Raw genomic sequence first — 10,330 nt, forward strand, 5'->3', positions numbered from 1 at the left:
TATGCATAAAAAAGCCCACATTTGCTGTGGGCCCTTCTTATAAATCATTCATCAGGAATTATTTATAACGCTCAACCATTTTCTCTAGAGAAATCGGGCGAATCTTGTCTGCATTACCTGCAGTACCAAAAGCTTCGTAACGATCAATACAGATTTGCTTCATTGCATCTACAGTTGCACTGAAGAATTTACGTGGATCGAATTCGCTTGGTTTTTCAGCCATCATACGGCGCATTGCACCTGTAGACGCCAAACGCAAGTCAGTGTCGATATTAATTTTACGCACACCGTGCTTGATCGCTTCAACCAGTTGCTCAACAGGTACACCATACGTTTCTTTGATGTCACCGCCATACTGGTTAATCACTGCTAGCCATTCTTGTGGCACAGAGCTTGAACCGTGCATAACAAGATGAGTATTTGGCAGAGCTGCATGAATTTCTTTGATGCGGTCAATCGCAAGAATATCGCCTGTAGGTGGACGAGTAAACTTGTAGGCACCATGAGAAGTACCGACTGCAATTGCTAATGCATCAACATTGGTATCTGCAACGAATTGACGCGCTTCTTCAACAGAAGTCAGAAGCTGAGAATGGTCAAGTACGCCTTCAGCGCCTACGCCATCTTCTTCGCCTGCCATTCCTGTTTCCAGGCTACCCAGACAGCCGATTTCACCTTCTACTGAAACGCCACATGCATGTGCCATTTGGACAGTACGGCGAGTAACGTCGACGTTGTATTCGTATGAAGTTGGTGTTTTACCGTCTTCACCCAGTGAGCCGTCCATCATGACCGAAGTAAAGCCCAACTGGATAGAACGCTGACAAATGTCAGGGCTCGTACCGTGATCCTGATGCATTACCACTGGAATATGTGGCCATTCTTCAATTGCAGCCAAAATCAGGTGACGCAAGAACGGAGCACCTGCATATTTACGTGCACCCGCAGACGCCTGTACGATTACAGGTGAATTGGTTGCATCTGCTGCGAGCATGATTGCACGCATTTGTTCTAAGTTGTTTACGTTAAACGCTGGTACGCCGTATGCATGTTCGCCGGCGTGATCCAAGAGCTGGCGCATCGAAATAAGAGCCATAATATCCTCCCAGGTAATGGGCCATATTCTACATGTTCAACTATTTCAATACAGCCAAAAAATACAATATTTTATAAAAAATCCCTGCTTTTGCAGGGATTTTCACTTGCGTACTCTCACTTAGTGTGTAACAGGCTCAGAAGCTGCGGCTCCAGACTCATCTGGTGTAGCTGCATCTGCCGACGCATTGGCAATTTCAGGCGGGACATCCATATTTTTTTCATCCAGAACCGGCTTATCAATGGCATTAATTGCTGCCTGTTGTTCTGGGCTTACGGTTTCTGCAGCAACAGGTGCTGAACCTTCTACTTCAGATTCTGGGGCACTTTCCTGTTTCGCACATGCGGTTAAGGCCAAAGATGCTGCCAGTAATGCAGCTAAAGTGAGTTGCTGTTTCATCAGGAGATCTCGTTTTGTTGACTCATGGTCTGCATCATATGACAGGTTTATTGCATTTTAATGACCAAATGATGAACGGATTCAGAATCTCTGGTCTATAAAAATAAAAAAAAGCTGGCATCATGCCAGCTTTTTAAATCAGAACCTACACTTAAGCACGTTCTAATAGCACTGCAACTGCAGGAAGTGTTTTACCTTCAACAAACTCAAGGAATGCACCACCACCCGTCGAGATATAGCCAATCTTGTCAGCCACTTCATACTTGTCAATCGCAGCCAGAGTGTCACCACCACCCGCGATCGAGAAACCTTCCGATTCAGCAATTGCTAAAGATAAAGTTTTAGTACCTTCACCGAATTGATCTACTTCAAATACGCCGACCGGGCCATTCCAAAGAATGGTTTTAGAGGTTTTCAGGATTTCTGCAAATGCTTTTGCAGTTTCCGGGCCAACGTCTAGAATCATGTCGTTATCAGCAACATCTGCAACGTTTTTCACCGTTGCTTTGGCTGCAGCCAATGAACCCAAGAAATCTTCAAAGTTGATTTCAGAGGCATCTGCAACCACAACGTCAGTAGGAAGCGGAACTGATACTTTTGCAGCAATGGCTTTTGCTGTATCGATCAGGTCTTTTTCACACAATGATTTACCTACGTTATAACCCGCTGCAGCAAGGAATGTATTGGCAATACCACCACCCACAATCAATTGATCACAGATATCAGACAGTGAAGTCAAAACATCAAGTTTGGTTGAAACTTTAGAACCTGCAACAATCGCCACCATTGGTTTTTCTGGAGTTTTCAGTGCACGGCCAAGCGCATCCAGTTCAGCTGCCAATAAAGGACCTGCTGCTGCAACTTTCGCTAAACGCGCTACGCCTTCAGTTGAGGCCTCTGCACGGTGCGCTGTACCAAAGGCATCCATTACAAATACGTCGCAAAGTGCTGCATATTTTGCTGCAAGCTCAGGGTTGTTTTTCTTTTCACCCACATTAAAACGACAGTTTTCAAGCAAAACAACCTGACCTGGCTGAACATCAACGCCATCTAAATAGTCAGTGAACAGTTTCACTTCCTGACCCAAAGCTTCAGTCAGGTAAGCCGCTACAGGAGCAAGTGACTGTTCAGCCTTAGGCTCACCTTCAACCGGACGACCCAGATGAGAATACACCATTACTGCAGCGCCTTTTTCTAGTGCTGCTTTAATCGTTGGCAATGCTGCACGAAGACGCGCATCGCTGGTGATCACACCATTCTTAACAGGAACGTTTAAATCTTCACGGATCAGAACACGTTTACCTGCTAAATCGAGGTCAGTCATACGCTGAAAGTTCATGTAGAGCTCACTTTATAGATATTAAAACCAGCCGATTTTAAATGATTATGCAGAAAAAGGTTAGCATCTTTTGCAGAAATCATTATGAATGCCAAAGTTTTGTTATGATAGAAAAAAGCCTCTTTTAGATTCAGTCCCTATGTCGATACATCCTGATCCAAATCTTAACCGTTTGAACGTGTTAGGTGAGCCTTTGTCCAGCTGTTGCTTCGATCCGATTACCGGGTATTTCCGCAATGGCTTTTGCCATACTGCAACCACTGATCTGGGGCAACATACGGTATGTGCGCAAATGACTTCAGAGTTTCTGAATTTTTCCCAAAAAGTCGGTAATGATCTGATTACACCTTTACCTGAACTGGACTTTCCCGGCCTGCAGCCTGGCGATTTCTGGTGTATCTGCGTGACGCGCTGGGTAGAAGCCTATGAAGCCGGTCAGGCACCCCCGATCAAGCTGCAAGCCTGTCACAAAGCTGTTCTTGCTTACGTACCGTTAAATATTCTTGAGGAATATGCTGTCTAATGAATTCTGTACAGATTATCTTGGCATCATCCAGTCAAACCCGTAAAGCGCTGATGGATCGTTTGCATATTGATTATATTTCCGTAGTTCCGGATATTGATGAGTCTCCTCGCGGGGAAAATCATGCAGATGATCTGGCACAACGACTGGCTTTTGAAAAAGCCAGATATATTGCTGAACAGAATCCAGAAGCGATTGTGATCGGCTCAGATCAGGTGGCATGGCGTGAAGGTGCACCGGATATTTTTATCGGTAAACCATTAACGACTGAAAAAGCTATTCGCCAGCTACAAGCCAACTCGGACAAGATTGTATATTTCAGTACGGCGCTCAGTGTGCAGCAGCTATCGACCGGTTTTGAACAAAGTCTGGTTGAACACTATAAAGTCAAGTTTCGTAAACTGTCTCAGGCCGAAATCGAGCGCTATATCGAAATTGAACAGCCGTTACATTGTGCAGGCAGTTTCAAATGTGAAAGCCTGGGTATCAGCTTGTTTGAAGAAATGATCGGACAAGACCAGACTACGCTGATGGGCATGCCGATGATCAAGCTCTGTCATATTCTTCGTGAATTAAAAATTTTGGTTCCTTAATCTCCCCCTTAAATTCAGGCTGTAATCTATGTCTCAACCTTTAGACGTATTAGGCGGTATGACCGCTGAACAATTTCTTAGTGAATACTGGCAAAAGAAACCTTTACTGGTACGTAATGCAATGCCTGAAATCGTCAGTTTGCTTGAACCCAATGATGTGATGGAACTTGCGCTTGAAGAACATGTCACTGCCCGTCTCATCAAGCAGAAAGACCGTGATCCGAATCAGTGGAGCGTGAAATCTTCGCCTTTACTCAAAGCAGATTTCCAGAAGATGCCCAAACTCTGGACACTTCTGGTTCAGGCCGTAGATCATTATTCATTTGACCTGTCGGCACTTTGGAAAAAATTCCCGTTTATTCCACAATGGCGTCGCGATGACATTATGGTGTCTTATGCACCGCAAGGCGGTTCAGTCGGCAAACATTTCGACTTCTATGATGTATTTCTGGTACAAGGCTATGGCCACCGTCGCTGGCAGCTTGGGCAAATATGTGATGCCGAAACTCCATTCGTTCCGGGTCAACCACTCAAACTGTTACCAGAAATGGAAGTTAATTTTGATGAAGTCCTGGCACCTGGCGACTTGCTCTATGTGCCGCCTGGTCTGGCTCACTACGGCGTCGCTGAAGATGACTGCCTGACTTATTCTTTCGGTTTCCGTATGCCGAATGTCAGTGACATGATGGATCGTGTCGGCGACAAGTTTGCCGAAAATGAAGCTTTACGCAATCCTCTGACTGACATCATTCGTGATCAAATCAGTGCTGCTGGTGAAGTCACAGCGAATGAGCTTGAATATCTGAAAGGAAAAATCATGGAGCAGCTGCATAACTCCAATGTACTTGAAGATGCCATTATGAGTCTGATGTCTGAACCCAAATACCCAGAAAACCTTCCGGAAGCTGAGGAAATTGGTACGGGCGACCTGGAAGAGGCATTGGATCAGGGTTATAGCATTATGCTCGAGCCTGCATCACGCCTGCTTTATACTGAAGAAGATGGTGAAGTACTGTTCTGGGGCAATGGCGAAGGTTTATGTGTCTCGGAAGCTTTTGCAGAAAAACTCAAGCTGATTGCCAATGGTGAGTCTGTGATGCTGGATCTGGACTTTGCTGATGAAGATATGCTGGAAGATCTGGCAGATCTGCTCAATGAATCAATTCTCATGCTGGTTCCACCTGCTGAAGAAGAATAAGAAATATAAAAAAGAGGATCAAATGATCCTCTTTTTTTTCTGACTCAGGAATTCTTTCATTTAAAACACTTACAGGAATCAAGATCCATAGTGACGTTTTAGATAATCCACAATATCTTTCGATTCGAACATTTTCACATTGGTATTCGGGTCGACCAGATAAGGTACCTGAATATTATTTCCCATCACTTCTAAGACATGTTCACGCTTACCGCCCGGCAATGGTTCATATTTACCCGGTTTTAGTCGCAGTTTTGCCAGACCCTGATCCTGCCAGCGCTCTTTCGCTACATTATGGTAGATATAGGGAATTTCCAGCTCAGACAATACACCACGGACAATGCGGGTATATGGGCTGGCTTCAAAGCCCCACAGTTCAAGAAGCTGTGCAGGTGCAGGTTTATCTTTCTTTAAGGGTTTCGCCATACCACCGCGCAGGCCGTTCACCATCGTACCGGCAATGGCAGCAACTGGCACCTTTGGATAATTTGCATATTTGGCTGGGGTTTTACCGGTTTTGCCATAATGCTTAAATAGGTGGTGAATAATATCCTGAGATTCGTAGAGCTTATCTCCCGTGTTTTCATCCACTAAAAATGGGAACTGAAGTTTACCGCCCTGCTGTTTTACTTCGGGACGAAAGCGTTTACCACCTCGTGGACATGGATACACTTCGTAATCGAGGTTCAATAAAGTCATCACTTCACGCACACGGCGACAGAATGGTGAGCCTTCGTATTCATAAAGCTTTAGCGGCTTTTCAGGCTGGTTTGGAAACGGGGTTCCAGTCGTTCCTCGACCGCCTTCCAGAAATGCAGATGCCAATGCCTGTGCTACTTTAATCTGATGACCTAACATATCGTCTATCCTCTTTATTGTTTTAAAGCCGTGAAAGCTGCAATCTAAACTGCCGAACTTTCACGTTATAGCTGATTTTTGTATGTTTTCAATAAACAGGATTAGTTCACCAGTTTTTCTTTAGACAAAACGACACCATTATTGTCTGCATAGACGTATTCACCTGATTGAAAGGTAACGCCACCGAAGTACAGTGGTATATCAACTTCACCAATGCCTTTACGGTTGCTCTTTTGCGGAATCGCAGCTAAGGCATGCACACCAAGATCAAGTTCAGCGAGTGCATCGACATCGCGTACACAGCCGTAAATAATTACGCCATTCCAGTGATTTTTTACGGCTGACTCTGCAATCAGGTCACCCATCAAGGCGCAGCGCATTGATGCACCACCATCTACCACCAGTACCTTGCCGGTTCCATCTGTGGCCAACAACTCTTTCACCCGCGAGTTATCTTCAAAACATTTTACTGTCACAATCTGACCGCCAAAAGTTTTTCGAGCTCCATAACTCTTAAAAAGTTTACCGTCCAGACAAGGTGTAACTACTTGAAGCTCTAGCTCAGGATGGTCATCTAACAAGTCACAGGTAACAAATGCTGCTGTAGACACGGTGTTTCCCCTCATTTCATTTTTTGTATACGTAAATTATCATAAATTTCAAATTTTACCGTCTGGGTCAGCGCGGCCTCGACCATAGTATGAGCGACCTGTTCAGCTGTCACTGGCTTGTAAACAAAATTGTCAGGAATAAAACACGATACTTTATGGTAAACCTGCTGCGCGATATCTTCTAGAAAACGCTGTTCTGGACGTTCACCAATAAGCAATGAAGGCCGAATCAGACTGATTTTATCCAGGGTCAATGTTTGCACATAATCCTCCAGTTCGCCTTTAACCCGGTTATAGTAAAAATGTGATTGCGAATTGGCGCCCATCGCACTCAGCAGCAGGTAATGCGCTGAAGTCTGTTGCAATAGCTCTGCAAAGTGTGCGTTTATCGTATAGTCAATACTATAAAATGCCTGTTTGGATCCAGCTTTTTTCATAGTGCTACCCAGACAGCTAAAACCATGGCTATGCTGGCTGACATCCTGATCATTCAGCATCAGGAAATCTTCTAATACCAGTTGTTGAACTTTATCCAGAGCATCCAGATCTTTTTGATATTTTCTGACCACTGCAGTAATCTGCTGGCAAGTGGGTTCTTCCTGCAAACGTTTTATTAGTTGTTTCCCTACCAATCCGGTGGCACCTATAACAACGGGATGAGTCAGTGATTTAGTCATTTTTTATACGATCTCCTAGGTGGAATACTAATCTAACGTTTTCTTTAGAATTTTTCTGCATCTAAAATGTTGTCAAAGCATGTCAAGACTTGACTTCGGTGCTTAGTTTAATCAGAATATGGCACTTGTTTACGGGCTGGTGATAATTCCTCTGATGTTGGTTTTCAGTTGAGTTTCAGCCCGCCCAGACCAATCAATTTCAAGGAGTGCACGAGTGGCAAACTCTGCTCAAGCTAAAAAACGTGCTCGTCAAAACGTTAAAGCACGCAAACACAACGCAAGCTTGCGTTCTATGGTTCGTACCTATCTTAAACGTACATTAGCTGCTATCAGCACTAATGACTATGCTGTTGCTACTGAAGCGTACAAAACGCTTGTTCCAGTAATCGACCGCATGGCTGACAAAGGCATCATCCATAAAAACAAAGCAGCTCGTCACAAGAGCCGCTTGAACGCGCAAGTTAAAGCACTAGCTTCTAACTAATCGCAAATAAGAAAAGCCCTTTTTAGGGCTTTTTTTGTATCTGAAATTTAGAAAATTTAAAGAAAAAATATCAATCTTCATATTCATGCCACCTGGCTGATGTATTTAACCGGCCAATACCGTACTGAGATTGGATAACTATTTAATAAATTCACAACCAAGTCCTATTTCTACTTTCAAGTTTTTTAACTTATCGATCTTTATCCATCGAGGATGGCGAAGTCGTTTTGTCCTGTTTCGAATTGTCAGTGTCCCGTTTTTGACATGCGGTTAAACCCAAAATCGCGATCAGGCTTAAAACTGTAATAATTTTCATAATTTTTTTCTCAAGAAGATTTCCATATCTATCAAGCATAGATAATTTTCAGCGTTACATTATTGAACTTTTATCTTATAAATGTAAAAAATGCTATTTTAGAATTTACTCTTTAACGTTTTAGACTGACTTATAGTTGATGATCAATACAGAAGTTCAGCATCTTTATAAATTTTCCAGCTAAAAATAAAAAACTCAATTGCTGCGAACAATTGAGTCTTGGATAAAATAATTTTATTTAAGAAGTCTGTGAGCGCTTAAAATCAGCAATATCCAGTTCATGTACCTGACCACGCCAGATCCATTTTAGTTTGGACTCTAAAAATATATCTCCCTCGAACCAGACAAATAACCCTTCCATCATTTTTGGCCAGTCTTCCCGACTAACATCCTGACGTCCCGACATCACCGCAATCATTGCTGCCAAAATGGTATCGTGACTGACGGCCAGACTCAATCCATATTTATTTTGCGGATGAGTGTTGTAAATCAGTTCCAGCACATCCACCACACCATGAATCGGCTGTTTCATCCCCGGCAAGGCATTATTGACAAAACTGTTAATGAAGCCGAGCGCACCCTGCTTGGCGAAATAAGGTCCGGCTTTTTGAATGTCCAGCACAAAACTGCCAGGCTCAACCAGAAGTCCCTGCTCTATAATTTCAATGTTATGGGTATTTTGCTCAGGAGTGACTGCATCTGCTCCTTCAATCATCAGGGCAGCGGTATCGATACAGCGCTGGATCGGACTTGAAATACAGTGATGGATCATGCGATCCGTCTGATCAGCCAGATAAGCGCCCCATTCTTGCGCCAGATCCCGCCCCTGACTGGTCAGTTGCAGGTCATAACCCGCTAAACCCTGCCCCCGCACATCCTCACGAATCGAATGTCGTGTGAATAAGGTGACAGGCGTCTGTACATCGGGCAATAAATCAATTGCACTCAACATACTCGGAGGAAGCAGTTTCAGGGACACGTTACAGCCTAGTGGATTTGTAATAGCTTAATTACCACTATAACACGCTCAGGATTTTGCTCAATGCTCAGTCTGCATGTCAGACACTGCCTGCAATGCAATATTTTTCATCTCATTATTTTTAAAGGCAATGAATCCGCCATTCAGCAAGGTATCCCGATGATTATAGGTAAATGGACGGCCTTTAAAATCGACTAGGCCACCACCAATTCGTTCGAGCATACATTGACCAGCACTGGTATCCCATTCCGAGGTCGGATGAAAGCGTGGATAGATATCCACTTGATCTTCTAACATCAGGCAAAATTTATAGGCACTGCCCGCTTTAAATTCCGTATAGTCAGTAAGCTTGGCCAGACTTTGCAAATACTCGGTATATTTCGGTTTCTGCTGGCTGCTTTGGCTCAACCCTACAGCAAGTATTCTAGTTGTCAAAGACGCTTCATATTCGAACCAGGCCATAGTTCGAATATCATATTTATAAGGCAATCCCTGCTCTGGACAGAAATAAATCAGTTGCCGCTCAGGAACCGCCAATATGGCAAAAGTGGTTAAACTGCCTCTGACCAGACTTAAATTAACGGTGAATTCAGGCCGTTGGTGCAAAAACTCTTTGGTCCCATCTAGCGGATCAAGCAACCAGAATTCTGTCCATGAGCGGCGTTCATGCTCTTGCCCTTCTTCAGACAATAAAGGTAAGTCTGAAATCTCCGCCAAAGCCCGAGTCAGATAAGTATTAACCCGAAAATCTGCCTGAGTCACCGGAGAATTATCATCCTTTTTAATGACATCAAAAGCTGCACCAGAACAATAACGCTGATATTCTTCTCGCAAAATTTCACAAGCTTGGGTCAAAATGGGCACAAACTGTAAAACCATCGGGTCTTGTGGCGTTGCTGTTGCTCTAAACATAGAAAACCTGAATCTCTCAAATGCTCTGAAAAACCTAACATATTTTTCAATAGGCAGGGGTAGAGTTTCAAAATATTAATTTAGATACATTTTGCTTTAATATTTAATTTTATCTACATATTCAAAAATATACTTACATTCATAATAGTTAGAAACTCTTAACTGGAGGACTTTGCTACGATTTCAATTTTAGCTGCATACCGGTATTACTCGCTAGATTGACTACAGACGCCCATCGACTATCGCGATTTTGTATTATTTTTTTAAGCTTAGATTCTCAAATGAAGTGCAACAGAGATTAAATTATTGGAAAGAAGCAAGATGAGCTAGCATTTTGCTTCCGAC

The 10,330-nt window shown here is 43.4% G+C and carries 13 protein-coding genes; 4 read left to right on the forward strand and 9 right to left on the reverse strand.

What is annotated here, in order from left to right:
* Nucleotides 1-58: 58 nt before the first annotated feature.
* From fba to H9629_RS12300, 3 genes are all read right to left on the reverse strand, one after another.
* A complete protein-coding gene (gene fba / locus H9629_RS12290; protein WP_064096059.1) occupies nt 59-1,096 on the reverse strand; it encodes a class II fructose-bisphosphate aldolase in 1,038 nt (345 codons plus the stop codon).
* Between the two features lie 120 nt (nt 1,097-1,216).
* The gene (locus H9629_RS12295; RefSeq protein ID WP_064102052.1) at nt 1,217-1,495 is read right to left on the reverse strand and encodes a hypothetical protein; all 279 of its coding nucleotides are present in this window, start codon (nt 1,493-1,495) and stop codon (nt 1,217-1,219) included.
* 151 nt (nt 1,496-1,646) lie between these two features.
* Nucleotides 1,647-2,834, reverse strand: a complete 1,188-nt coding sequence (locus H9629_RS12300; RefSeq protein WP_064102051.1) for a phosphoglycerate kinase — start codon at nt 2,832-2,834, stop codon at nt 1,647-1,649.
* Between the two features lie 139 nt (nt 2,835-2,973).
* On the opposite strand from H9629_RS12300, the gene H9629_RS12305 reads away from it, so the two are divergent.
* From H9629_RS12305 to H9629_RS12315, 3 genes are read left to right on the forward strand one after another with little or no spacing between them, the layout of a single operon-like run.
* On the forward strand, nt 2,974-3,357 hold the full coding sequence (locus H9629_RS12305) for a DUF2237 family protein (RefSeq protein WP_004279857.1): 384 nt from the start codon (nt 2,974-2,976) through the stop codon (nt 3,355-3,357).
* The gene (locus H9629_RS12310) at nt 3,357-3,950 is read left to right on the forward strand and encodes a Maf family protein (protein ID WP_064102050.1); all 594 of its coding nucleotides are present in this window, start codon (nt 3,357-3,359) and stop codon (nt 3,948-3,950) included. The genes H9629_RS12305 and H9629_RS12310 overlap by 1 nt, the downstream gene beginning before the upstream one ends.
* Nucleotides 3,951-3,978: 28 nt before the next feature.
* The gene (locus H9629_RS12315) at nt 3,979-5,148 is read left to right on the forward strand and encodes a ribosomal protein uL16 3-hydroxylase (RefSeq protein ID WP_191731183.1); all 1,170 of its coding nucleotides are present in this window, start codon (nt 3,979-3,981) and stop codon (nt 5,146-5,148) included.
* A gap of 78 nt (nt 5,149-5,226) precedes the next feature.
* Here the strand turns inward: H9629_RS12315 and H9629_RS12320 are convergent, their stop codons facing one another.
* The 3 genes from H9629_RS12320 to H9629_RS12330 all read right to left on the reverse strand — a co-directional run bounded on the left by H9629_RS12320 (nt 5,227) and on the right by H9629_RS12330 (nt 7,294).
* Nucleotides 5,227-6,006 carry a glutathione S-transferase N-terminal domain-containing protein gene (locus H9629_RS12320; protein ID WP_191731184.1) on the reverse strand — a complete coding sequence of 260 codons (780 nt, stop codon included), beginning with the start codon at nt 6,004-6,006 and terminating at the stop codon, nt 5,227-5,229.
* Between the two features lie 101 nt (nt 6,007-6,107).
* Nucleotides 6,108-6,617 carry a ribonuclease E activity regulator RraA gene (gene rraA / locus H9629_RS12325; protein WP_191731185.1) on the reverse strand — a complete coding sequence of 170 codons (510 nt, stop codon included), beginning with the start codon at nt 6,615-6,617 and terminating at the stop codon, nt 6,108-6,110.
* 11 nt (nt 6,618-6,628) lie between these two features.
* Nucleotides 6,629-7,294 carry an NAD(P)H-binding protein gene (locus tag H9629_RS12330; RefSeq protein WP_191731186.1) on the reverse strand — a complete coding sequence of 222 codons (666 nt, stop codon included), beginning with the start codon at nt 7,292-7,294 and terminating at the stop codon, nt 6,629-6,631.
* 214 nt (nt 7,295-7,508) lie between these two features.
* Here H9629_RS12330 and rpsT point away from each other — a divergent pair, with 214 nt between their 5' ends.
* Nucleotides 7,509-7,778: a 30S ribosomal protein S20 gene (gene rpsT / locus H9629_RS12335; protein ID WP_005096723.1), complete on the forward strand. Its 270-nt coding sequence runs from the start codon at nt 7,509-7,511 to the stop codon at nt 7,776-7,778.
* Nucleotides 7,779-7,968: 190 nt separating this feature from the next.
* On the opposite strand, the gene H9629_RS15500 is transcribed toward rpsT, so the two are convergent.
* The 3 genes from H9629_RS15500 to H9629_RS12345 all read right to left on the reverse strand — a co-directional run bounded on the left by H9629_RS15500 (nt 7,969) and on the right by H9629_RS12345 (nt 9,985).
* A complete protein-coding gene (locus H9629_RS15500) occupies nt 7,969-8,094 on the reverse strand; it encodes a hypothetical protein (RefSeq protein ID WP_257220449.1) in 126 nt (41 codons plus the stop codon).
* Nucleotides 8,095-8,332: 238 nt separating this feature from the next.
* Complete coding sequence (locus tag H9629_RS12340) at nt 8,333-9,073, reverse strand: histidine phosphatase family protein (RefSeq protein ID WP_064096051.1); 741 nt, start codon at nt 9,071-9,073, stop codon at nt 8,333-8,335.
* 60 nt (nt 9,074-9,133) lie between these two features.
* Nucleotides 9,134-9,985, reverse strand: a complete 852-nt coding sequence (locus H9629_RS12345) for a 3'(2'),5'-bisphosphate nucleotidase CysQ family protein (RefSeq protein WP_191731187.1) — start codon at nt 9,983-9,985, stop codon at nt 9,134-9,136.
* Nucleotides 9,986-10,330 lie beyond the last annotated feature (345 nt).

It is taken from the genome of Acinetobacter pecorum (genome assembly GCF_014837015.1).
Taxonomy (GTDB): domain Bacteria; phylum Pseudomonadota; class Gammaproteobacteria; order Pseudomonadales; family Moraxellaceae; genus Acinetobacter; species Acinetobacter pecorum.

Bases quoted from the DNA above. Each gene is read 5' to 3' on its own strand.
- fba (WP_064096059.1), bottom strand. From the start codon at position 1,096: ATGGCTCTTATTTCGATGCGCCAGCTCTTGGATCACGCCGGCGAACAT.
- H9629_RS12295 (WP_064102052.1), bottom strand. From the start codon at position 1,495: ATGAAACAGCAACTCACTTTAGCTGCATTACTGGCAGCATCTTTGGCC.
- H9629_RS12300 (WP_064102051.1), bottom strand. From the start codon at position 2,834: ATGAACTTTCAGCGTATGACTGACCTCGATTTAGCAGGTAAACGTGTT.
- H9629_RS12305 (WP_004279857.1), top strand. From the start codon at position 2,974: ATGTCGATACATCCTGATCCAAATCTTAACCGTTTGAACGTGTTAGGT.
- H9629_RS12310 (WP_064102050.1), top strand. From the start codon at position 3,357: ATGAATTCTGTACAGATTATCTTGGCATCATCCAGTCAAACCCGTAAA.
- H9629_RS12315 (WP_191731183.1), top strand. From the start codon at position 3,979: ATGTCTCAACCTTTAGACGTATTAGGCGGTATGACCGCTGAACAATTT.
- H9629_RS12320 (WP_191731184.1), bottom strand. From the start codon at position 6,006: ATGTTAGGTCATCAGATTAAAGTAGCACAGGCATTGGCATCTGCATTT.
- H9629_RS12330 (WP_191731186.1), bottom strand. From the start codon at position 7,294: ATGACTAAATCACTGACTCATCCCGTTGTTATAGGTGCCACCGGATTG.
- H9629_RS15500 (WP_257220449.1), bottom strand. From the start codon at position 8,094: ATGAAAATTATTACAGTTTTAAGCCTGATCGCGATTTTGGGTTTAACC.
- H9629_RS12345 (WP_191731187.1), bottom strand. From the start codon at position 9,985: ATGTTTAGAGCAACAGCAACGCCACAAGACCCGATGGTTTTACAGTTT.